Below are 23,243 nucleotides of genomic sequence, written 5' to 3'. Positions count from 1 at the left end.
ATGCCGATTCCGCATAGCGTGGTGGCGTCATCGGCACTGACGCAGCGGCAAGCCTACAGCGGTCATGTGCCGCTGGGCAGCCTGGAGCGTTTGCGCGAAGTGCTGGCGGACGATGTCGGCGAGCTGCAGGTCGAGTTGCACGCGCACAAGTCGCCCGGTCGCGAGCTTTTGCAAGGCACGATCGATGGCGAGCTGGTGCTGAGCTGCCAGCGCTGTGATGCGCGGATTGCGTGGCCCTTGCATGTCGATGTCGACCTGCGACTGGTCCACACCGAAGAGGAAGAGCAGGCCGTCTTGCACGAGACGGACCCGTATCGAGTGCAGGATGACCGCTTGCCGCTGCGGGAGATCGTCGAGGACGAGATCCTGTTGGCCTTGCCGATGCTGCCGCGTTGCGAATCGTGCGAAAATGCTGTCCAGGCGTCGACGACCCCGAAAGGGGATGAAGACGCCGTCCGCCGGGAAGTAAACCCATTCGCGGCACTGAAAGAACGCTTAGGCAAATAGAGTTAGGGCATCCGCCCGACGGAGTTGAACCATGGCAGTCCAAGATTCCAAGAAGTCCCGCGCCAAGCGCGGCCATCGCCACGCCCACTGGAAGAACAAGGCCACGGCGCCGGCGCTGTCGACCGATCCGACCTCGGGCGAGACGCATCGCCGCCACCACGTGACGGCCGACGGTTTCTACCGCGGCAAGAAGGTCATCGACACCAGCCCGGCCACCACCGACGCTGCCGAATAAGGTCCGACTTCAGGACCGCGCCGTCGGCATGACCGCCACGGCTCCCGTCGTTTTGGCGATCGACGCCATGAGCGGCGATCACGGCCTGAACATGGCCGTGGACGCCGCTCTTTCGGTGTTGGCCGAATTCCCGGTGTTGCAGCTGATTCTGGTCGGTGACCAGGATCAGATTTCGGCCGCGCTCAAGGCGCGCAAGCCGGCGGCCGAAACGCTGTTGCGCATCAGCCTGCAGCACGCCAGTGAAGTGGTGGCGATGGACGAATCGCCATCCAGGGCGCTGCGCGGCAAGAAGGATTCATCGATGCGCGTGGCGATCAATCTGGTGCGCGACGGTCGCGCGCACGCCGTCGTGTCGGCCGGCAACACCGGCGCCCTGATGGCGACCGCCAAGTTCGTGCTCAAGACCCTGAAGGGCATCGACCGGCCGGCAATGATTTCGCCGATTCCGTCGATGAACGGCCACGTCCACATGCTCGATCTCGGCGCCAATGCCGAATGCAACGCCGAGCAGCTCTTCCAGTTCGCCGTGATGGGTTCGGCGCTGGTGACCGCGATCTACGACATTCCGCGCCCCAAGGTCGCCTTGCTCAACATCGGCGAGGAAGAGATCAAGGGCAATGACGTCATCAAGCAGAGCGCGCAGCTTCTGCAGGCGTCGACCCTTAACTACGTCGGGTTCATCGAAGGCGACGGCGTGTTCCTGCGCGACGTCGACGTCGTGGTCTGCGACGGCTTCACCGGCAACATCGCACTGAAGACCGGCGAAGGTGTGGCCAAGCTGATCTATCACTTCATCAAGCAGGAATTCACGCGCTCGATGTTCACCAAGATGGCGGCGCTGGCGGCGATGCCGGCGCTCAAGGCGCTCGGCAAACGCATGGACCCGCGCAACTACAACGGCGCGAGCTTCGTCGGCGTCAATGGCATCGTCATCAAGTCGCACGGCAGTGCCGATGCGCAGGCGTTCGCTGCGGCGATTCGCGTCGCCCTGCGCGAAGTCGAGAACGACGTGCCGAGCCGCATCGCCCGCCTGCTGGCCGATGCGCTGCCGGAACGCGCGCCGGACGCGAAGCTGGCCTGAGCGGCGCGCGTCGTCGCCGGTTCGGATCGTTAGAATCGCCGCTGGTTTCCTGCGCGTCGCGACTTTCCGAAATGACCGTGATCTCCCCGTCGAGTTTCCTCGTCGCCGACATTGGCGGCACCAACGCGCGCTTCGCGATCGCGGACGCCGACGGACAGGGACGGCCGACCCTGGCAGCGATACGCGAGCTGCGCGCTTCCGAGTACCCGACCCTGGCGGCTGCGGCCGGGGACTATCTCGCCTCGCTCGGCACGGAGCGTCCGCGCACCGGGGTCTTTGCCGTGGCGTCGCCCGTCACCAGCGACGCGATCCGCTTCACCAACAGCCCCTGGTCGTTCTCCGTACGTGCATTGCAGACGGAGCTGGCGCTCGAGGCGCTGGTGCTGATCAACGATTTCGCGGCCGTCGCGCATGCCGTGGCCAATTTGCGCCGTGACGACGTGCGGGCGATCGGCGTCGATACAACAACGCTGGCAGGCGACGGCGGCGATGGTCATTACGTGGTGCTCGGGCCCGGGACGGGGCTCGGAGTCGGTGCGCTCGCGCGCCGCGGCGGCGTGTCCATCGTCATCGAAACCGAGGGCGGCCACGTCGGGTTTGCACCGGGCAACGCGTACGAGCTGAAACTGCTCGAGGCCCTGTGGCGCGATCACCCGCGCATTTCGGCGGAGCGCCTGCTGTCGGGGCAGGGCTTGCTCAATCTCTATCGCGCCGTCTGTGCGGTCGACGGCGAGCCTGCCAGCGTCGACACGCCGGAACAGATCAGTCGGCAAGCCGCTGCCGCCCCCGAGAGTGCTTGCGGTCGCAGCGTCGCCTTGTTCTGCGAATTGCTGGGCGCATTCGCCGGCGATGCCGTGCTGATGCACGGCGCCTGGGGCGGCGTCTATCTTGCCGGTGGCATCACGCAGAAGCTGTTGCCGTGGATCGAGCGCGGCGGTTTTCGCGGCCGTTTTGAATCGAAGGGGCGCTTCGAGACGCTGATGAAGCGCGTGCCGGTGCTGGCGATCACCCACCCTCAGCCGGGGCTGCTCGGCGCGGCCGCGCGTGGCCTGCTTGCCAGACCGGATCGTTGAGGTCGAACCCGCGGCCATGGTGGGCCGGGCCGGACTGCAGCGCCATGGACGGCTTGAGCCAAGCCTACTTGACGAGGTCGTTGAGGTCGAAGATCGGCACGAGAATCGCGAGCACGATCAGCAGCACGATGCCGCCCATGCCGACGATCAGCGCCGGTTCGAAGATGCTGACCGTGGTCTGCACCAGCATCTCGACCTCGCGCTCCTGATTTTCCGCCGAGCGATCGAGCATTTCGTCGAGGCGGCCGGATGATTCGCCGCTGGCGATCAGATGCACGGTGATCGGCGGGAACAGTTTGCTCGCGGCAAGCGAGCGCGACAGCCCGGCGCCTTCACGGACCTTGATGGCAGCTTCGTCGATCGCCTCGCGCATCGGCAGATTGCTGACAACCTGCGTGCCAATCCGCATCGCATCGAGAATCGGCACGCCGGAGCCGAACAGGATGCCCAGCGTGCGCGTGAAACGGCCGGTATTGGTGCCGCGCGTCAGCCGGCCGACCAGCGGCACCCGCAGCATGAACGCGTGGACGCGGCGCCTGAACGGTGTCGCGCGCATCATGCGGGCAAAGACGAACACGCCGATGGCGATCAGGATCAGCAGGTAGATGCCCCATTCGCGCAGGAAGTCGGACAGCGCGATCAGCGCGCGCGTCAGCAGCGGCAACTGCGCGTTGATGCTGTCGAAAACGCCGACGACCTGCGGCACGACGTAGGTCAGCAGCGCGACGACGACGCCGATCGCCACCACCGTCAGGATCACGGGGTAGATCAAGGCCAGCATAACGCGCGACTGCAACTGCTGACGGCGCTCCACGTAGTCGGCTAGCCGTTCGAGAATGTTGTCGAGCTTGCCGGACTGTTCGCCGGCTTCGACGGTTGCGCGAAACAGCGGCGGGAATGCGTTCGGAAACTGGTTCAGCGAATGGGCGAGGGCATTGCCCTCGACGACGCCGGCGCGCACGCCGAGCGCAATGCGCTTCACGCGCTTGGACTCACTCTGCTCCGATACCGCGGTGAGCGCTTCGTCGAGCGGCAGGCCGGAACGCACGAGGATCGCCAGCTGGCGGGTGAACAGCGACAGCTCGGCGGTGCTGATGCTGGCGCCGCCGCGGCTCAGAAAGGAGCCGCCGCTGGTGCGCGACTCGGCGACCTGCGCCACTTCCAGTGGCGTCAGACCCCGATCACGCAGCAGCTGGCGGGCGTGACGCGGTGTGTCGCCTTCGATCAGGCCTTTCTTCTGACGCCCCTGGGCATCGAGCGCGCTGTATTCGTAGGCGGCCAAGACTTACCTGCGGCCGCCGGCCGCGCCAATGCCACTCGCCTGCGAAGCGCAAGAGAGAGGGGCCGTTTGCGGTGCAAACGCCGAAGTGGGGGAAAGCCGCACGCTAGTCCTCGATCGTCACGCGCAGCACTTCACGCAGCGTCGTCAGCCCGGCGATCACCTTGTCGCGGCCGGACTGCAGGATGCCCGGGCTCTGCGTGCGCGCGTAGGCTTCGAGCTGCTGTTCGGAGGCGTTGTCGTGGATCATCGTCTCCAGCGTGCGGTCGACTTCGATCACCTCGTGCACACCGCTGCGGCCGAGATAGCCGGTATGCCGGCACAGCGGACAGCCGACCGGCTTGTGCAGGGTCAGCTGCCGGCTCGGATCCAGCCCGAGCTGTTCCTTCTCGACCGTGCCTGCTTCGTACGGCTCCTTGCAATGCTTGCAGAGCTTGCGTACGAGGCGTTGCGCCATCAGGCCGACCAGCGAAGACGACAGCTGATAGGGCTCGACACCCATGTCGCGCAGGCGCGTGACGGCACCGACCGCGGTGTTGGTATGCAGCGTCGAGAGCACGAGGTGACCGGTCTGCGACGCCTGCACGGCGATCTGTGCGGTTTCCAGATCGCGGATTTCGCCGATCATCACGACGTCCGGGTCCTGGCGCAGAATCGCACGCAGGCCGCGCGCGAACGTCATCTCGACCTTGGTGTTGACCTGGGTCTGGCCGACGCCGTCGACGTAATACTCGATCGGGTCTTCGACCGTCATGATGTTGCGCGAGTGGTCGTTCAGCACCGACAGCGCCGAGTACAGCGTCGTGGTCTTGCCGGAACCGGTCGGGCCGGTGACGAGCAGGATGCCGTAGGGGTGATGAATGATGCGCTTGAGCGCGGCGATCGAGATCTCGTCGAGGCCGAGATGCTCGAGATCGATCTTCTCGGCCTGCTTGTCGAGGATACGCATCACCACGCGTTCCTGATTGACGCCGGTCGGAATCGTCGAGACGCGCACGTCGACCTTGCGGCCGCCGAACGCGCGCGAGATGCGGCCGTCCTGCGGCAGGCGCTTTTCGGCGATGTCGAGCTTGGCCATGACCTTGATGCGCGAAACCAGGCGCGGCGCCAATTGGCGCGGTGGTGCCATCACCTCGCGCAGCACGCCGTCGACGCGGAAGCGGATCTGCAGGCGCGACTCGAAGCTCTCGATGTGGATGTCGGAGGCGTTCTCGCGAATCGCCTCGACCAGCAGGCCGTTGATGAACTTGATGACCGGCGCGTCGTCATCCGATTCGAGCAGGTCCTGACTGTCCTGCAGCGCCAGCGCCAGCGCGTCGAGGTCCGCCTCGTCGTCCTGCAGGCGGTCCATCAGGCTCGCCGTTGCCGCCGTCTGGCCTTCGTAGGTGCGCGACAACAGGGCATCGAATTCCTGCGGCGACACCGACTGCAGGCGCAGCGGCCGGCCGACGAAGCGCCGGGTTTCCTGCACCGCGTCGATGGCAATGCCGGGTCGCGCGACGGCGATCACGTGATCGCCGCGGTCTTCGGTGACGATCAGGCCATGCCGTTTTGCAAACGTGAACGGCGGACGCCGGAAACCTGCTTCCATGTTCAGTTCGACTGCGGCGCCTCGGTCGGAGCCGTGGCCGGCGCTTCGGCTGGCGTGTCGCTCGGCGTGTCGGCCTGGCCGGCCGGCGATTTCAGCGGCGGCTCGGCCGGCGGTTCGTCGCCCGGCCTGGCGGCGGTCGGCGCGATCGCGCCCGGATCGGCGTTGACCGGCGGCACGGTCGGGCTGGTCGGTGCCGTGCCCGGCAGCGCCTTCGGCGGCGTGTCGTTGAGAATCTGGTCGTAGGGCTGCAACAGCGGATTGCCCTTGCCGCCGGTGGCGTTGGCGGCATCGATCAGGCTCTGCTGGACAACCGCATATTTCTTGCGCGAGTAGTAATCGATGTCCTCGGCGCGGCGCAGGATCGTCGGCCGGATGAACAACATCAGGTTCTGCTTGGACTTCTTGACCGAGGTGCTGCGGAACAGTCCGCCGAGCAGCGGGATGTCGCCGAGCAGCGGAATCGCCGTCTTCTGGGTCTGGATCTGGTCGTCGATCAAGCCGCCGATCACGAGGATCTGGCCGCTTTCCATGCCCACCACGTTGCTCAGCGTGCGCTTGTTGGTGATCAGGTTCGACGAACCGGCCGCACCGCTGGCGATGCCGGAGATTTCGAGATTGAGCTTGAGCTTGACGGTATTGCCTTCGCCGCTGATCTGCGGCGTTACCGACAGGGTCGTGCCGACGTCCTTGCGATCGATGGTCTGGAACGGATTGACGACGCCGGAACTGCTGGTGGTGCCGCTGTTCGAGTAGCTGCCGGACAGGAACGGCACTTCCTGGCCAACCGAGAACTTGGCTTCCTCGTTGTCGAGCGTGACCAGCGACGGCGTCGACAGGATGTTGGTGTTACCGTCGCCGCGCAGCGCCTGCAACAGCACGCCGAAGATCGTCGAGCCGTGCTGGCCGCCGCCGGCGATGTTGATGCCCTGGCCGAGGGCACTGAGTGCCGAGGAGGTCTGGCCGGTGCTGGCGTAGTTGGTCAGCGCGGTCGTCACCGAGTCGCTGAGAATGCCGGCCGCCGCGATGCTGTTGGGATTGAACACCGTCCAGTTGACGCCGACATCCTTCTGCTTGTTGGCACTGACTTCGGCGATGATGCCTTCGACCAGCACCTGTGCGCGCTGGATGTCGAGTTGCGCGATGACGTCGCGAATCTGCCGCATCACCTTCGGCGTGGCGGTGATGATCAGCGCATTGGTGTCCTTGTCGGCGAGCACGCGCGTGTCGCCGCTGCCGCCGGAGGAGGACGAGGAACTGGTGACCGGGGCCGCGGCGGCTCCGCCGACGCCACCCGATTGCGATTGCTTGACGTTCTGCGCGTAGCCTTCGAGGATCGGCGCGAGATTTTCCGCCGTTGCGTAGCGCAGGTAGACGACCTGCGTGGCGCCGCCATCCGGCAGCTTGACGTCGAGCTGACGCACGACCGCCAGCAGGCGTTCGCGGTCGGCCTTGTCGCCGCTGATGAGGATGCTGTTGCTGCGCTCGTCGGCAATTACCGACGCCGGCTTGCTGGTCGGGTCGGCCTGCTTGTCCTGCTGCGCCATCGTCGTCAGCACGCGCACCACTTCCGACGCCGACGCGTACTGCAGATGCACGTTCTCGATGTCGCGGTCGCCGGCCTGGTCCATCTGCGCGATCAGGTTGCCGAGACGACGGACGTTGGCGGCGCGGTCGGCAATGATCAGCGTGTTGTTGGCTTGATACGCGGCAAGATGCGCCCACTGCGGCATCAGCGGCCGCAGGATCGGTACCAGCTGCGCCGCGCTGACGTTCTGCAGCTGGTAGACGTGGGTGACGACCTCGTCACGCGCCAGCCGGCTGCCGTCGGAACTGTAGGCGCCGCCTTCCCATTTGACGTTGGCGTCGGGAATGATCTTGATCGCCTCGCCGGACGGCACGGCCGCGAAACCGTTGACCTCCAGCACCGCGAGGAAGGTCGCGTACAGGCTGTCGGAACTCATCGGCGAGGCCGAAATCACCGTGACCTTGCCCTTCACCCGGTTGTCGACGATGAAGTTCTTGCCGGTGACGTCGCTGACGGTCGCGATCAGCGTGTTGATGTCGGCATCCTTCAGGTTGAGCGTGATGTCCGCCCGAGCGGGCGCGGCGCTCAGCCATGCGAGGGTTGCCAGCGCGCAAACCGCGAGTCGGCGGAGCTTCATAGGGATCAATTGAGGGTCACGTTGAAGTTTTGGGTCTGGCCACCGCGCTCGACGGTCAGTGACACGCTGTTGGCCTTGCTCAGTTCGGTGAGCATCTGCAGGGCTTTCTGACTGTCGTCCAATTGTATGCCATTGACCTGCGTCACCAGATCGCCGGGCCGCAGGCCGAGCTGGTTGAACGCACCGCGCTCGCGGCCCGGATAGACACGAAAGCCCTTGAGCTGGCCGTTGACGTTGGCGGGCTGCACGCGGATGTACTGCGACGCCTTGCTCGGATCGGTCAGTACTTCGTCACGGATCTGCGTCAGCATCTGCGCGGTGCCGCTCGGCACCGAGGACGGCGGGGCGCCGGCGGTGGCCGTGCTCGGTGCGTCCTTGTTGAGGCGCAGGGTCTCCAGGCTGCCGTCACGGGACAGGATCACGCGATCCGGGAAGATGGCCTGCAGGCTGACGCCGCGGATCACGTCATCGCCGATCGCGTAGGGCTTCTCGTCGCCGTTCGAGCTGCCGATCAGGGCGCGCGATTCACGATCCTGGGTTGCGGACAGAATGCCGATCAGGGTCAGCGACAGGCGCGTCTCCGGCGCCTCCGCCGCGCTCTGTGCATCCGGCACGGCCTGATAGACGCCAAACAGATTGTGGTCGACGATGCCCTGCACATCGGTTTGCCGATGGCTGGTCGCCTGCTGCGCCGGCAGCGTTGGCGCCTGCCAGCGTGCAGCGGCCGGCGTCGGAATCAGCGCCCAGACCAGACGTGCCGACAGCCAGGCAATGACGATGACGAGCAGCAGAACGGCGACCGGCGGGAGTTTGCGGCCGTGTTGCTCGTAAAGCCGGGCGAACGGCTGCAGGCTGAGGCTGGAAGTCATGGGCAGCGATCATACCTGTGCATGCCGAAAGGAAATAGCTCGGTTTTGTAAGCAGTTATTGGGCGTCCATCGAACACTTGAGCGAATCGCCGCGCTTCGGACGCGAAATACCGCGCGGCGACGCGCTGGCCCGGCGGACGGACAATCGGCAAACTCGCGGCCGGAACGTGCCGGGCCGGCCGCAAACCCGGCTTTGCTTGCCGCTCGCGGTCGCGCTGGCCGGCTGCCAGGGCGGGCCGATTTGCGGGCCGCCGATGGCTTGAGTAGCCTGCAGGCGTTCCGGGGGGGGAAACAGCATGTCGCGACGCACGCAGGTTCGCTTCGGTATCAGTGCCGTGGTGTTTGCGCTGTTTCTGCTGCACACCTCGCGCATCCTGCCATCCCGGCTGCTCGACGTGGTCGAGGCTTTCACCTACGACGCGCGTGTGCTGGTGACGCTGCCGCATCACGCCGACCCCAGGATCGTCATCGTCGATCTCGACGAGAAAAGCCTCGCCGCCGAAGGGCAGTGGCCGTGGACGCGCGACAAGCTGGCGACACTGGTCGACAACCTGTTCGACCGTTACCACGCACGCGTGCTCGGCTTCGACATCGCATTTGCCGAGGCCGACGACAAGGCCAGTCGTCTGTGGCGGACCCTGGCGGACGGTGAGCTGGCCGATCTGCCGGGCGTCGCCGAGCGCCGTTCGGCGATCGACGCCGAGGTCGACTATGACGCGCGTTTCGCGCAGGCCCTGCACGGTCGGGCGGTCGTGCTGGGTTACTTCTTCAAGCCCGGCATCGGCGCCGGCGAGCCGGAAATGACCGGCGCGCTGTGCGCACCGCTGATCGACGCCCAGGGCGCCAAGCTCTACGACCTGGATCTGCTGCAGCCGAAAGGCGTCGGCGGCAACGTTGCGACCCTGCAAAATGCGGTCGCGCACTGCGGGTTTTTCGACAATCCCAGCGTCGATTTCGACGGCGTCTACCGCCGCGTGCCGTTGATGCAGCAGTACCAGGGTGCGATCTATCCGTCGCTGGCACTCAGCGTCGCGAGGCTGGCACTCGGCGACCCGCCGCTGAGCCTCGACTTCGATCCGCCCGATGTGCGCAGTTCCCTGCACCTGGAGGATGTGCGGGTCGGCCAGCACGTCGTGCCGGTCGACGCCGAGGTTGCGGCGTACGTGCCGTATCGCGGTGACAACCGCACGTTCAATTACGTGTCGGCGACCGATGTGATTCGCGGCAGCGTTGCCGATCCGGCCGTGCTGCAGGACGCGGTCGTGCTGATGGGTGCGACCGCCGCCGGTTATCTCGATCTGCGTTCGACGCCGGTCAACAAGGTGTTTGCCGGCGTCGAGGTCCACGCCAACCTGATCGACGGCATCCTGCACGGCGGTATCCGCCAGAAGGCGCCGTACTACGACGGCATCGAAGCGGTCATGCTGCTGGTGGTGGCGGTACTGCTGGCGCTGGCGTTCGTGCGCCTTTCGGCCGGCTGGAGCGCGATCGCCGGCTTTGCGATCGTCGCGGCGCTGATCGCGCTGGCGCTTGCGCTATGGAGCGGCGCCGATTTCATCATGCCGCTCGGCGTGCCGGTGGTGTTCACGCTGGCGCTGTTCATGGCCCATCTGCTGTACGGCTATTTCATCGAGTCGCGCCGCGCGCGCAGCATTTCCAAGAGTTTCGGCGAGTACGTGCCGCCGGAAGTGGTCGCGGAAATGGCCGAGCGTGGCGGCGAAGTGTCGATGGAAGGCGAGAGCCGCGAGATGACGGTGCTGTTCTCGGACGTGCGCGGCTTCACCAGCATCTCGGAAAAGCTCGACGCCCGTGAACTGGCGGCGCTGATGAACGCCTTCCTCAGCCAGCAGACCGGCGTGATCCAGAAATACCGCGGCACCATCGACAAATACATGGGCGATGCGATCATGGCGTTCTGGGGGGCGCCGCTGGCCGATCCGGATCATGGCTTCAATGCCGTGCGCGCCGGGCTCGACATGATCCACCGCCTGCGCGATCTCGATGCCGACTTTGCCGCGCGCGGCTGGCCGGCCCTGCAGGTCGGGGTCGGCATCAATACCGGCAAGATGAGTGTCGGCAACATGGGGTCGGAATTCCGTCGCGCCTACACCGTGATGGGCGATGCCGTGAACCTGGGATCGCGTGTCGAAGGCCTGACCAAGGAATACGGCGTGGCGATCATCTGCACGCAGGCGACCCGCGACACGATGCCTTCGGACTGGGCGTTCCGCGAACTCGATCTGGTGCGCGTCAAGGGCAAGGACGAGCCGGTCGCGATCTACGAGCCGATCGGTCCGAAGGACGAAATCGATCCCGATCTGCGCCAGGATCTGGCGCGTCACCGCGGCGCGATGAAGCTGTACCGCGATCAGGACTGGGACGCGGCCGAGCGGGAGCTGCGCAGTCTCGCCCGCGGCCCCCGTCCGCACCGTGTCTACGAGCTGTTTCTCGAACGCATCGCGATCCTGCGCCGCGAGCCGCCGGGTTTTCCGTGGGACGGCGCGTTCACCTTTACCCACAAGTAGCCGGCCATGGCCCGGCAACCGATGGCCGGCCGCAAATCCCCGCACGAATGTCCGCTTGAGTTGCCTGCCGCTGTCCCCACAATGAGGGGACGACGGTAAACTGACGCCATGGCGAACGAGGTCAAACGCGGTGATGCGGGGCAGGGTCTGGCACTGGAAGAAGCCAAGCCCAGACTTGCGCGTCCACCCATGTGCAAGGTCGTCGTCATCAACGACGACTACACGCCGATGGAATTCGTGGTCCAGGTCTTGCAGGAGTTTTTCCGGCATTCCCGCGAAAAGGCGGTACAGATCATGCTGGAGATTCATACGGCGGGTCGTGGCGTTGCCGGGGTCTACCCGGCCGAGGTCGCCGAAACCAAGACGGCGCAGGTCAACGCCTACGCCCGCAAGAACCAGCATCCCCTGTTGACCGTGATGGAGAAGGTGCAGGGATGAACGGACAGTTGAGGTCAGGCGGAGTTGTTTTTCATTCGGATGCACAAGTCGCGCTCACGCGCGGAGGTCGCTGATGCTTAGCGAAGAACTGCAGAAGGCTCTCGACGCGGCGTTCGTTTCGGCACGCATGGAAGGTCACGAGCTGTTGACGGTCGAGCACCTGCTGCTCGCCCTGCTGTCGGATACGCACGTCGCCGAGGCCCTGAATTCGGGCGGTGCCGATACCGACAAGCTCGAACTGGCGCTCAAGGAGTACATCCGCGACCACATCCAGTCGATCCGCGACGTCGAGAAGCACGAAGTGCAGCCGACGCTGTCGTTCCAGCGCGTGCTGCAGCGGGCGATCTACCATGTTCAGGCCGCCGGCAAGAAGCAGGTGTCGACGCTCAATGTGCTGGTCGCGATCTTCTCGGAAAAGGACACGCATGCCGTGTTCCTGCTCAACGAGCAGGGCGTGACACGCCTCGATATCGTCAACTTCATTTCGCACGGCATCGCCAAGAACGGCGCGGCCCCGGAAAAGCCGGCCGAACAGGAACAGAACGAGGACGGCGCCGAAAAGGGCCAGACGCAGAGCGCACTCGAACAGTACGCGGTCAATCTCAATGAACGTGCCGCCGAAGGCCGCATCGATCCCCTGATCGGTCGCGATCTGGAAGTCGAGCGCGTCATGCAGACGCTGTGCCGGCGCCGCAAGAACAACCCGCTGCTGGTCGGCGAAGCCGGCGTCGGCAAGACCGCGATCGCCGAAGGCCTGGCCTGGCTGGTGGTCGAGGGCAAGGTGCCGGATCTGCTCAAGAATGCGGTCGTCTACAGCCTCGATCTCGGCAGTCTGATCGCCGGTACCAAGTACCGCGGCGATTTCGAGAAGCGTTTCAAGGCGGTGATCGTCGAGCTGCAGAAGCGGCCGGGCTCGATCGTCTTCATCGATGAAATCCACATGATCATCGGTGCCGGCGCCGCCAGTGGCGGCGTCATGGATGCCTCGAACCTGCTCAAGCCGCTGCTCGCCTCGGGTGAGCTGCGCTGCATGGGTTCGACCACCTATCAGGAATTCCGCGGCATCTTCGAGAAGGATCGCGCGCTCGCGCGGCGTTTCCAGAAGATCGATGTCGGCGAGCCGACCGTCGAGGATGCGGTCAAGATCCTCGAAGGTCTGCGCGCGCGCTTCGAGGACCATCATCAGGTCCAGTACACGCGCGGCGCCCTGCGCACCGCGGTCGAACTGTCGCACCGCCACATCACCGACCGGCATCTGCCGGACAAGGCGATCGACGTCATCGACGAAGCCGCGGCGCGGCTGCGCCTGCTGCCGGAATCGAAGCGTCGCAAGACCGTGCAGGTCCGCGACATCGAGGAAACCGTTGCGCGGATCGCGCGCATTCCGCCGAAGAGCGTGTCGAGCAATGATCGCGACAAGCTGGCGACGCTGGAGCGCGACCTCAAACTGGTGATCTACGGCCAGGACGACGCGGTCGAACAGTTGACCGCGTGCATCAAGCTGTCACGGTCGGGTCTCGGCAGTCCGGACAAGCCGATCGGCAACTTCCTGCTCGCCGGTCCGACCGGCGTCGGCAAGACCGAAGTCACGCGCCAGCTGGCGCAGCTGCTCGGCATCGAGCTGATCCGCTTCGACATGTCCGAGTACATGGAGCGGCACACGGTTTCGCGCCTGATCGGCGCGCCGCCGGGTTATGTCGGCTTCGATCAGGGTGGCCTGCTGACCGAGGGCGTGATCAAGCATCCGCACGCGGTCGTGCTGCTCGATGAAATCGAGAAGGCGCACCCGGACGTGTTCAACCTGCTGCTGCAGGTCATGGATCACGGCACGCTGACCGACAACAACGGCCGCAAGGCGGATTTCCGCAACATCATCCTGGTGATGACGACCAATGCCGGTGCCGAGGAATCAGCGCGTCGCTCGGTCGGGTTCACCGAGCAGAATCACGCCACCGACGCGATGGAAGTGATGCGCAAGATGTTCACGCCGGAATTCCGCAACCGGCTCGATGCAATCGTGCAGTTCGCGCCGCTGGAGCGTCGCGAGATCCTGCGGGTCGTCGACAAGTTCATCCTGCAGCTCGAGGAGCAGCTCAGCACCAAGAACGTGCACCTGGAAGTCGACGAGTCGGCGCGGCTGTGGATTGCCGACCGCGGTTACGACATCAAGATGGGCGCGCGGCCGATGGCGCGCGTGATCCAGGAAAGTCTGAAACGGCCGCTTGCCGAGGAGCTGCTGTTCGGCAAGCTCGCGAACGGTGGCCGCGTGCACGTGCAACTCGGCGAAAACGACCAGCTTGCTTTCGAGCTGGAAGGACGCGAGAAGGCAACGCAGCTCGAGCCGGTCTGAAGGTTTTCAGGACGAAGAAACGACGAAGCCCGCGCAAGCGGGCTTTTTTGTTGACGGCAGTCGCCACTCGCGACGCTGGTTCCCCGACACTTCGTGCCGGGGCCCCTCCACGCTGCTCGGACTCCTACTTGTCCCGGAACGTGATGCGACCCTTGCTGAGGTCGTAGGGCGTCAACTCCACCTTGACCTTGTCGCCGGTCAGGATGCGGATGTAGTGCTTGCGCATGCGCCCCGAGATGTGCGCGACGACGACGTGGCCGTTTTCCAGCTTCACGCGGAACGTCGTGTTGGGCAGCGTTTCCAGAATCACGCCCGCCATCTCGATGTGGTCTTCCTTCGCCATACGCCTCTGCAGATCGGTTAGAAGGGCGGCATTATCGGGAAACCCCCCCCGCGCATCAACCCGTGCTCGTCGTCGCGGCGCGGATTTCACGCATTTTGCCGTCGTCCAGCGCCTGCCATTGCGTGCCCTGCAGCGCTTCCAGCGGTCGGAAACGCCGCTTGTAGTCCATCTTGCGGCTGCCTTCCACCCAATAGCCGAGATAGACGTATTCCAGTGCCGACTGCCGCGCCAGGCGGATCTGTTCGAGTACCGCCAGTGTGCCAAGTCCGCGCGACTGCGCCGCCGGGTCGAAAAACGTATAGACCGCCGACAAGGCCTGCGGCAGATGATCGACGACCGCGACCGCCAGCAGTTTCCCGCCATCGCGAAAACACCAGTAGCGCACGTCCAGCCACGAACATTCGAGGAAGGCGTGAAAGGCCTTGCGGTCCAGCGGGTCCATGCCGCCGCCGGCGTGCCGCGCCTGCAGGTAGCTGCGGTACAGCGCGTAATGCTCGTCGCCAAGACGACGCTCGATGGTCACTTGCAGATCGCTGTTGCGTTCCTGGCAACGGCGCTGGCTGCGGTCGCCGTGAAACCGGTGCACGTCGATGCGAACCGGCACGCAGCGCGCACATTCGCGGCAATGCGGGCGATACGTGTGATCGCCGCTGCGGCGGAAGCCGAGTTCCAGCAGGCGCTGGTAGTGCGGCGCACCGAGGCCCGCCTCCGGATCGACGAAAGCGCTGCGCGCAAGCAGACCCGGCAAATACCCGCAGGCGTGTTCGGTGCTGAGAAACAGACGCAGCGACTGCGTCATGACCGCGGTCCGTGTCGCGTGTCGGCCGGGGCGCCGACGTCGAATGTCCAGGAGCGGTTCGGCGGCGCGGGCTCGACCGCAACCGCGAGCAATTTCAGGAACGGTTCGCGTCGCATTTCCTGGGCGCCCAGGCTCAGCAGATGTGCAGAGCTGACCTGGCAGTCGATCATCTCGAAGTTCCAGGACTGCAGCTGCCGGCACAGCCAGTACAGGGCGAGTTTCGATGCATCGCTGGCGCGCGAGAACATCGATTCGCCGAAGAACACGCGTCCGAGCGTGACCCCGTACAGGCCGCCGATCAGCGCGCCGTCGCGCCAGACTTCGACGCTGTGTGCATGGCCGCGCCGGAACAGTTCGAGATAGGCGTGGCGCATGTCCTCGCCGAGCCAGGTTCCGCGGCTGCGACCGCGCTCCGCGCTGCAGGCTTCCAGCACGGATTCGAAAGCGCGGTCGAAACTCAGTGCGTAATTGCCACGACGGATGGTTTTCCCGAGGCTGTGCGAGATGTGGATCTCGGACGGAAACAGCACCGTGCGCGGGTCCGGACACCACCAGAGGACCGGTTCGTCCGGGTTGTACCAGGGGAAAATGCCCTGCCGGTAGGCGCGCACCAGTCGTGTCGGCGACAGATCGCCGCCGATCGCCAGCAGTCCGTTCGGATCGCGCATCGCCAGATGCACGGGCGGGAATGGCTGGTGCGGATTGCGCGGGTCCAGCCAGTGCAGGCGGATCGGGCTTTCCATCGTCGCGAAGCGGCCTCCTTGAGGTGCTTCGCTAGCATACGCAGGCCGGCAGCCTGCGTGAATCGTTTGCGACGAAATACCCGGACGGGCTCAGTGGAAGGTCGGCGCGGCGGCCGGCACGTCGCGCAACACCCATTGCACGACGGCGTCGTGCTCGAAATGCGTGATCGGTTCGTTCTCGATCGGCGGCCCGGCTTCCGTCAGGCGGCCATCCTCGTCGAAATGCACGCGCGCACCGGCGGTCTGGATTTTCAGCTCGCCGCTCTTCATGTTGTCCATCATCGTCAGCTGCAGGTAACGCAGGTCGCGATTGGCGAATTCCGGCAAGCGGCTGTCGCCCGCGGCAATGCCTGCGGCCTGATCCGGCGTGAATTCGCGGATGCCGCCTTCCGGCGTGAGGATGAAATGACGGATTTGCTGGCTCATCGTGACGGGACGTTCGAAATATCCGGGTTCGACTCCAATATGACGGTTTTGCCGGCGCTTTCAAGTGCCCCGCGGTCAGGGGGCAGGCTCGCTATACTTCGCTGAATCAGCGCTGTCCCTTTGTCCGGCCGTCACGGCCCTTTTCCCTACGCATGTTCAAAGCCAAACCGCACGCCACCGATGAAGCTGCCGGCCCCGGCTGGCTCGAGCGTCTGCCGCGCGAGGCGGCGATGCTCGGTTGCCTCGGTCTTTCGCTGTTCCTGCTGGTCACGCTGGCGAGCTTCAGCCCGGACGATCCCGGCTGGTCCTCATCCGGCAGCGGTGCGCCGGTGCAGAATCTGGCCGGTCCGATCGGTGCCTGGATCGCCGATGTGCTGCTGTCGCTGTGTGGTTACGTCGCTTTCCTGCTGCCGTGGGCCGTGCTGCTGATCGGCATCCGGATCTTCAGCGAGGCCGCACCCGGCGCGCGCATGCCGCGCGGTGTACGCGTCGCCGCCTGGGTGGTGCTGCTGATCAGCCTCGCCGCGCTGTCGGCGCAACACATCGGCGCGGCCCCGACCTGGGCGCCGCAGGGCAGCGGCGGCATCGCCGGTCAGGCACTTGCCGGTGGCCTGTTGTCGGTGCTCGGTGCGTTCGGCAGCAGTCTGCTGCTGCTGACGCTGGCGATCGTTGCGGCGCCGCTGGCACTGACGTTCTCGTGGCTGGACATTCTCGATCGTGTCGGCAGCTGGGTGTTCGCACTGGCCGCGCGGCGGATCGAGCGCACCCCGAAGGCGGCAAACGAGACGGAAGGCGAGACGGTCGATGAGACGCCACGCGAGGCGCCGGCAAGGCGCGGTCGCGAGGCGGCAACACGTGTCGAACCGCAGTTCGGTGCGGCAACGCTGGCGTTCGAGGAGCCGGCCACTGTCGGCAAACGCAAGCGCAAGGCGCCGGCGCTGACCGGCACGGAAGAAGAGCAGCTCGGTCTGCTGCCACCCGCGCCCCCGACACCGATGCCGGCAGCGGCCAAGCCCGCCCAGCGCGCGAGCAAGGCCGAGGCGATCGCGGTGCCGCCGTTCGAAGGCGATCCGCTGCCGCCGCTGACCATTCTCGATCCGCCGCGACCGAGCGGACACCACTACACGGAAGACGAACTCGAACGCCTGTCGCGCGATGTCGAGCGCCATCTCGAATCGTTCGGCGTCAAGGCGCAGGTCGTGGCGGCGACGCCGGGCCCGGTCATCACGCGCTTCGAGATCCAGCCGGCACCGGGTGTGAAGGGCTCGCAGATCACCAATCTGTCGCGCGATCTGGCGCGTTCGCTGTCGGTGTCGAGCGTGCGCGTGATCGAGGTCATCGAAGGCAAGTCCGTCGTCGGCATCGAGATTCCGAACCAGAAGCGCGAGATGGTGATGCTGCGCGAGATCATCGACTCGAACTCGTACCGCAATTCCGCCTCGCCGCTGACGCTCGCACTCGGCAAGGACATCGCCGGCAACCCGATGTCCGGCGATCTGGCGAAGATGCCGCACCTGCTGGTTGCGGGTACCACCGGCTCGGGCAAGTCGGTGGCGATCAACGGCATGATCCTGTCGATGCTGTTCAAGGCGACCGCCGACGAAGTGCGCTTCATCTTCATCGATCCGAAGATGCTGGAACTGTCGGTCTACGAAGGCATTCCGCATCTCCTGACGCCGGTCGTCACCGACATGAAGGACGCCGCCAACGCGCTGCGCTGGTGCGTCGCCGAGATGGAGCGCCGCTATCGTCTGATGTCGGCGCTCGGCGTGCGCAATCTCGCCGGCCTCAATCGCAAGGTGCTTGACGCGATCGCGGCCGGTGAGCCGATCCGCGATCCGCTGAAGACCCAGCCGGACGATCTGTTCGATGCCGCCGACGCGCCGCCGTTCGTGCCGACGCTGGAGGCGATGCCGCACATCGTCGTCGTCATCGACGAACTCGCCGACATGATGATGGTGGTCGGCAAGAAGGTCGAAGAGCTGATCGCGCGCATCGCGCAGAAGGCGCGCGCCGCCGGCATTCATCTGATCGTCGCGACGCAGCGGCCGAGCGTCGATGTCATCACCGGTCTGATCAAGGCCAATATCCCGTCGCGCATGGCGTTCCAGGTCGCCTCGCGCATCGATTCGCGCACGATCCTCGACGAGCAGGGCGCCGAAACCCTGCTCGGCAACGGTGACGGTCTGTTCCGGCCGATCGGTGCCAGCCGCCTCGACCGCGTGCACGGCGCGTTCGTCGACGACCACGAAGTGCACAAGGTCGTCGCCTATCTCAAGCAGGTCGGCGAGCCGCGCTACATCGAAGACATCTGCGCCGAGGAAGCGCCGGCCAATGCCGGTGGCGGCGACGGCGGCGACGTCGAGGCGGATCCGCTCTACGATCAGGCGGTAGCGATGGTGCTGGAGACGCGCAAGGCCTCGGTGTCCTGGGTGCAGCGGCGACTGAAGATCGGCTACAACCGTGCCGCACGCATGGTCGAGCAGATGGAGGCGGCCGGCATCGTCGGCCCCAGCGGACCCGGCGGCAATCGCGACATCCTCGCGCCGGGCGGGCGCGACTAGGAAAGCCCTGCGCAGCCACTGCGCAGTGCCCGGCGCTGCTCGGATGCTCACGTACTGATGTACGCTGCGCGTCCTGCGCTCCGGCGAGCGGTGCCAGGCGCCCGCTCGCGACGCGGGGCGGGGCTTCTCTCGAGTGCTGCCGCAGGTCAGATTCAATTCAGCGCGCCGGCGGATAGTGGCGCGTCTTTTATTCAGGTTCTCAAGATGAAATCACTGCGTGCCGGGTTTGTTCTGCTGGGGATTGGTCTCAGTCTGCCGGCGTTTGCGGGACCGGCCGACGATGCGCTGCAGCGCTTTGTCGATGGCACCAAAACGCTGACGGCGCATTTCGAGCAGACCCAGGTCGATGAGCACGACGAAGTCTTGTCCCGCCGCAGCGGCCAGTTCGACCTGGCACGCCCCGGCCATTTCCGCTGGAACTACGACAAGCCTTATGCGCAGCTCATGGTCTGCGACGGCAGCAAGATCTGGAACTACGAACCGGATCTCGCACAGGTGACCGTGCGGCCGGCCGATGTCGTGCTGAAGGGCACGCCGGCGTCGCTGCTTGCCCAGCAGCGCCAGCTTGGCGATGCCTTCATCATCGAGTCCGGCGGCAAGAAGGACGGTGCCGACATCGTCCGCCTGAAGCCGAAGAATGACAGCGAGCAGACCAGCGATTTCGAGTCCATCGAGCTGTGGCTGGATCGCGGCGTGCCGATGCGGATGAAGTTCTACGATGCGCTGGGCGGCAATACCGACATCCGCTTCAGCGACGTCAAGACCGGTGTCAGACTCGACCCGGCGATCTTCAGGTTCGCGCCGCCCAAGGGGACAGAGGTGGTGGGTGACGATGTCGGAGCGGGGCGCTGACGCCGCGCACCGTCCGGGTAGCCCTCCAATGGCGGGAACGTTGTCCTCTGATCAAAGCCCGGCCCCGCCGTCCGCGGCGGAGCGCGAAGCGGGACGGCGTTGGGATGCCATCCCTGGCGAGGTTTCGTATGACTGATCGACCCCCGGCCCGGCCATCCATGGCCGGGCGCGAGCCGGGCCGGTGTGGTGATGCCATCCGTGGCGAGACTGCATATGGCTGATCGACCTCCAGCCCCGCCATCCATGGCGGGGCGCGAAGCGGGAACGTGTGGGGATGCCATCCCTGGCGAGGTTTCGTATGACTGATCGACCCCCGGCCCGGCCATCCATGGCCGGGCGCGAGCCGGGCACGACGTCCACTGGACGTCGTGCTGATCCGGCTCGCCCCCTCGCCGAACGGATGCGGCCGCAGTCACTCGACGAGGTTTCTGGCCAGGATCACCTGCTGGGTGACGGGGCGCCGCTGCGCGTGCTGCTGGAAGCCGGCAAGGTCCCCTCGATGGTGTTCTGGGGGCCGCCGGGGGTCGGCAAGACCACGCTGGCGCGCCTGCTTGCGCAATTCAGCGACGCCGAGTTCCTGACGCTCTCGGCGGTGCTTGCCGGCGTCAAGGAAATTCGTGAAGCCGTGGCCAGGGCGCAGACGCTGCGTGAAGGTCTGATGCCGAAGCGCACGGTCTTGTTCATCGACGAAATTCATCGCTTCAACAAGAATCAGCAGGATGCGCTGCTGCCGTATGTCGAGGACGGCACGATCACCTTGATCGGTGCGACCACCGAGAATCCATCGTTCGAGCTCAATGCGGCCTTGCTGTCGCGGCTGCGCGTGTTCGTGCTGCGTTCGCTGGACGAGTCCGCGATTCGCGAGTTGCTGCTGCGCGCGCTGGGCGACGAGCGAGGTCTTGCGCTGTCGGCGGACGCCCTGCCGGCGAGCTGGCTGGCGCGCATCGCCGAAGCGGCTGACGGTGACGCGCGGCGCAGTCTGGTGCTGCTGGAAACGGCGGTCGAACTGGGGCGCGCCGAAAGCAGTCGCGACGACAGCGTGCTGGAGAAGCTGATCGGCCGTGGTCTGCGGCGCTTCGACAAGCAGGGCGAGAACTTCTACGACCAGATTTCGGCCTTGCACAAGTCGGTACGCGGCAGCGATCCGGACGCGGCGCTGTACTGGTTCGCGCGCATGCTCGACGGCGGTGTCGACCCGAGCTATCTGGCACGCCGCATCACGCGCATGGCGATCGAAGACATCGGTCTCGCCGATCCGCGCGCGCAGCGCCTGTGCCTCGACGGCTGGGATACCTACGAGCGCCTCGGCAGTCCGGAAGGCGAACTGGCGCTGGCGGTCGCCGTTGTCTATCTGGCTTGCGCACCGAAGAGCAATGCCGTCTACGCCGGCTACAACGCGGCGCGCGCGCTGGTGCACGAAACCGGCAGCCTCGACGTGCCGCTGCACATCCGCAACGCGCCGACCAGGCTGATGAAGGATCTCGGCTACGGCGAGGGCTATCGCTATGATCACGACGAAGCCGGCGCGGTCGCGGCCGGCCAGCAGTTCCTGCCGGACAAGCTGGTCGGCAGCGAACTGTATGCGCCGGTGCCGCGCGGCCTGGAAATCAAGATCGGCGAGCGACTGGCGCAGCTGCGCGCGGCACGCAAGCGCTTGTGAACAAAGCTGCTGCGCTCGGCATTTTGCGCGCCGGCGGTGCTGACTCGGCACGTCCTGTGCCTCGCCTTTCTGGCCTCGGCTGCGCCAAGGTCCGGATCGGCTTCGTGCCGATTCGCCGCAATGCTCACGTACTTGAGTACGCTCCGCTTGCTCTGCTCTGGCGGCTCGCAAACTGCCTTCGCTCGCTACGCTTTCTTCACACGCTCTAAATCAGCAAGGCCGGCTAAAATGCCGGCCCTCTTTGTATTCCGCGTTCAGACCGATGCTAGACCCCAAGATCCTGCGCAGCCAGCCCGATGTCGTCGCCGCCAAGCTCGCGCGTCGTGGTTTCATTTTCGATCTCGAACGCTTTACGTCGCTGGAAGCGCAACGCAAGCGCCTGCAGGGCGAAACCGAGCAGTTGCAGGCGGAACGCAACAGCGGCAGCAAGCGCATCGGCCAGGCCAAGGCCAGGGGCGAGGACGCCTCGCCGATCCTCGCCGACATGGACCGCATCAAGGCGCGGCTCGCCGATATCGAGGGTCAGCTGGTCGCCTTGCAGGACGAGTTCGACGGTTTTCTCGGCGGCTTGCCGAACACCCCGCACGACAGCGTGCCGGACGGCAAGGACGAGAACGACAACGTCGAGCTGCGCCGCTGGGGTACGCCACGCCCGGCGGCCGGCGCCAAGGACCATGCCGATCTCGGCGAAGCACTCGGCCAGATGGACTTCGCGGCCGCGGCCAAGCTGACGGGCGCGCGCTTCACCGTGCTGCGTGGCGGGCTGGCGCGCCTGCATCGTGCGTTGATCCAGTTCATGCTCGACGTGCACACCCGCGAGCACGGCTACGAAGAACTGTACGTGCCGTACATCGTCAACGAGGCGTCGCTGCGCGGCACCGGCCAGCTGCCGAAGTTCGGCGAGGATCTGTTCACGCTGCAGGGCGAACAGGGCTGGCGGCTGATTCCGACCGCGGAAGTGCCGGTCACGAACCTGTTGCGCGACGAGATTCTCGACGTGGGCTTGCTGCCGCGGAAATGGGTGGCGCATACGCCATGCTTTCGCGCCGAGGCCGGATCGGCAGGGCGCGATACGCGCGGCATGATCCGCCAGCACCAGTTCGAGAAGGTGGAGCTGGTGCAGGCGACCACACCGGAGCGTTCGTACGAGGCGCACGAGCAACTCACGGGTCATGCCGAGGCGATCCTGAAGAAGCTCGACCTGCCGTATCGCGTCGTCGCGCTGTGCACCGGTGACATGGGCGCGTCTGCGGCCAAGACCTATGACCTGGAAGTCTGGTTGCCGAGCCAGGATCGCTATCGCGAGATTTCGTCGTGTTCGAATTTCGAGGACTTCCAGGCACGGCGCATGCTGGCGCGTTATCGCCATCCGGAGACGAAGAAGACCGAGCTGCTGCATACGCTGAACGGCTCGGGTCTGGCGGTCGGCCGCACGCTGGTCGCGATCATCGAGAACTACCAGCAGGCCGATGGCTCGATTGCGATTCCGGATGCGCTGAAGCCGTATCTTGCCGGGCTGGAGCGGATCGCGAAGTAAAGCGTTCAATCACGGATTTCGCGGATTCCGCCGAGTGAAGTTCGGCCGGCTTCTATCTGTGAAATCTGTGGTTCAAGCGTCTTATCCAATGATCCGCATTCTCCCCGATACCCTCGTCAACCAGATCGCCGCCGGGTGAAACGGCGCGCTTGCGAAGCGCAGCTTCGCGCGTCGTTTCACGCCCGGCCAGGGATGGCCGGGCCGGGGCT

At 65.6% G+C, this 23,243-nt stretch carries 19 protein-coding genes; 11 read left to right on the top strand and 8 right to left on the bottom strand.

Going from position 1 to position 23,243, the window contains the following annotated elements; translation table 11 throughout:
* Positions 1 to 21 precede the first annotated feature (21 nt).
* The 4 genes from G7Y85_RS18700 (at position 22) to glk (ending at position 2,896) form a co-directional block, all read left to right on the top strand.
* Positions 22 to 507 carry a YceD family protein gene (locus tag G7Y85_RS18700; RefSeq protein ID WP_166261111.1) on the top strand — a complete coding sequence of 162 codons (486 nt, stop codon included), beginning with the start codon at positions 22 to 24 and terminating at the stop codon, positions 505 to 507.
* 31 nt (positions 508 to 538) lie between these two features.
* Positions 539 to 742 carry a 50S ribosomal protein L32 gene (rpmF, locus tag G7Y85_RS18695; RefSeq protein ID WP_166261108.1) on the top strand — a complete coding sequence of 68 codons (204 nt, stop codon included), beginning with the start codon at positions 539 to 541 and terminating at the stop codon, positions 740 to 742.
* Positions 743 to 770: 28 nt separating this feature from the next.
* Positions 771 to 1,823, top strand: a complete 1,053-nt coding sequence (plsX, locus tag G7Y85_RS18690) for a phosphate acyltransferase PlsX (RefSeq protein WP_166261105.1) — start codon at positions 771 to 773, stop codon at positions 1,821 to 1,823.
* A gap of 71 nt (positions 1,824 to 1,894) precedes the next feature.
* The gene (gene glk, locus G7Y85_RS18685) at positions 1,895 to 2,896 is read left to right on the top strand and encodes a glucokinase (RefSeq protein WP_166261102.1); all 1,002 of its coding nucleotides are present in this window, start codon (positions 1,895 to 1,897) and stop codon (positions 2,894 to 2,896) included.
* Positions 2,897 to 2,960: 64 nt separating this feature from the next.
* On the opposite strand, the gene gspF is transcribed toward glk, so the two are convergent.
* The 4 genes from gspF to gspC all read right to left on the bottom strand — a co-directional run bounded on the left by gspF (position 2,961) and on the right by gspC (position 8,797).
* On the bottom strand, positions 2,961 to 4,178 hold the full coding sequence (gspF, locus tag G7Y85_RS18680) for a type II secretion system inner membrane protein GspF (protein ID WP_166261099.1): 1,218 nt from the start codon (positions 4,176 to 4,178) through the stop codon (positions 2,961 to 2,963).
* 103 nt (positions 4,179 to 4,281) lie between these two features.
* A complete protein-coding gene (gene gspE / locus G7Y85_RS18675; protein ID WP_166261096.1) occupies positions 4,282 to 5,766 on the bottom strand; it encodes a type II secretion system ATPase GspE in 1,485 nt (494 codons plus the stop codon).
* Between the two features lie 2 nt (positions 5,767 to 5,768).
* Entirely contained in the window at positions 5,769 to 7,928 is a 2,160-nt protein-coding gene (gene gspD / locus G7Y85_RS18670; protein WP_241696280.1) for a type II secretion system secretin GspD, read from the bottom strand.
* 5 nt (positions 7,929 to 7,933) lie between these two features.
* Positions 7,934 to 8,797: a type II secretion system protein GspC gene (gene gspC, locus G7Y85_RS18665; protein ID WP_166261093.1), complete on the bottom strand. Its 864-nt coding sequence runs from the start codon at positions 8,795 to 8,797 to the stop codon at positions 7,934 to 7,936.
* A gap of 296 nt (positions 8,798 to 9,093) precedes the next feature.
* On the opposite strand from gspC, the gene G7Y85_RS18660 reads away from it, so the two are divergent.
* The 3 genes from G7Y85_RS18660 to clpA all read left to right on the top strand — a co-directional run bounded on the left by G7Y85_RS18660 (position 9,094) and on the right by clpA (position 14,110).
* A complete protein-coding gene (locus tag G7Y85_RS18660) occupies positions 9,094 to 11,322 on the top strand; it encodes a CHASE2 domain-containing protein (RefSeq protein WP_166261090.1) in 2,229 nt (742 codons plus the stop codon).
* Positions 11,323 to 11,430: 108 nt separating this feature from the next.
* Positions 11,431 to 11,760 carry an ATP-dependent Clp protease adapter ClpS gene (clpS, locus tag G7Y85_RS18655; protein WP_166261087.1) on the top strand — a complete coding sequence of 110 codons (330 nt, stop codon included), beginning with the start codon at positions 11,431 to 11,433 and terminating at the stop codon, positions 11,758 to 11,760.
* 73 nt (positions 11,761 to 11,833) lie between these two features.
* Positions 11,834 to 14,110, top strand: a complete 2,277-nt coding sequence (clpA, locus tag G7Y85_RS18650) for an ATP-dependent Clp protease ATP-binding subunit ClpA (protein WP_166261084.1) — start codon at positions 11,834 to 11,836, stop codon at positions 14,108 to 14,110.
* 124 nt (positions 14,111 to 14,234) lie between these two features.
* Here clpA and infA read toward each other — a convergent pair whose 3' ends face one another.
* From infA to G7Y85_RS18630, 4 genes are all read right to left on the bottom strand, one after another.
* The gene (gene infA, locus G7Y85_RS18645) at positions 14,235 to 14,453 is read right to left on the bottom strand and encodes a translation initiation factor IF-1 (RefSeq protein WP_166261081.1); all 219 of its coding nucleotides are present in this window, start codon (positions 14,451 to 14,453) and stop codon (positions 14,235 to 14,237) included.
* A gap of 55 nt (positions 14,454 to 14,508) precedes the next feature.
* Positions 14,509 to 15,252: an arginyltransferase gene (locus G7Y85_RS18640; protein ID WP_166261078.1), complete on the bottom strand. Its 744-nt coding sequence runs from the start codon at positions 15,250 to 15,252 to the stop codon at positions 14,509 to 14,511.
* Positions 15,249 to 15,995, bottom strand: coding sequence for a leucyl/phenylalanyl-tRNA--protein transferase (gene aat, locus G7Y85_RS18635; RefSeq protein WP_166261075.1), 747 nt, complete (start codon positions 15,993 to 15,995; stop codon positions 15,249 to 15,251). Before aat ends, G7Y85_RS18640 begins: the two co-directional genes overlap by 4 nt.
* Before the next feature lie 90 nt (positions 15,996 to 16,085).
* Positions 16,086 to 16,421 (bottom strand): hypothetical protein, encoded by a 336-nt coding sequence (locus G7Y85_RS18630; RefSeq protein ID WP_166261072.1) that lies wholly within the window; start codon positions 16,419 to 16,421, stop codon positions 16,086 to 16,088.
* Positions 16,422 to 16,573: 152 nt separating this feature from the next.
* Here G7Y85_RS18630 and G7Y85_RS18625 point away from each other — a divergent pair, with 152 nt between their 5' ends.
* The 4 genes from G7Y85_RS18625 to serS all read left to right on the top strand — a co-directional run bounded on the left by G7Y85_RS18625 (position 16,574) and on the right by serS (position 23,034).
* Positions 16,574 to 18,985, top strand: coding sequence for a DNA translocase FtsK (locus G7Y85_RS18625; RefSeq protein WP_166261069.1), 2,412 nt, complete (start codon positions 16,574 to 16,576; stop codon positions 18,983 to 18,985).
* 57 nt (positions 18,986 to 19,042) lie between these two features.
* The gene (gene lolA, locus G7Y85_RS18620) at positions 19,043 to 19,837 is read left to right on the top strand and encodes an outer membrane lipoprotein periplasmic chaperone LolA (RefSeq protein ID WP_241696279.1); all 795 of its coding nucleotides are present in this window, start codon (positions 19,043 to 19,045) and stop codon (positions 19,835 to 19,837) included.
* Between the two features lie 328 nt (positions 19,838 to 20,165).
* The gene (locus G7Y85_RS18615) at positions 20,166 to 21,497 is read left to right on the top strand and encodes a replication-associated recombination protein A (protein ID WP_166261355.1); all 1,332 of its coding nucleotides are present in this window, start codon (positions 20,166 to 20,168) and stop codon (positions 21,495 to 21,497) included.
* Positions 21,498 to 21,759: 262 nt separating this feature from the next.
* Entirely contained in the window at positions 21,760 to 23,034 is a 1,275-nt protein-coding gene (serS, locus tag G7Y85_RS18610; protein WP_166261066.1) for a serine--tRNA ligase, read from the top strand.
* Positions 23,035 to 23,243: the final 209 nt, after the last annotated feature.

The organism is Solimonas terrae, from assembly GCF_011067135.1.
Lineage (GTDB): Bacteria > Pseudomonadota > Gammaproteobacteria > Nevskiales > Nevskiaceae > Solimonas > Solimonas terrae.
The sequence above is the reverse complement of the archived record's forward strand: the minus strand, read 5'-3'. Positions and strand labels throughout refer to the sequence as shown.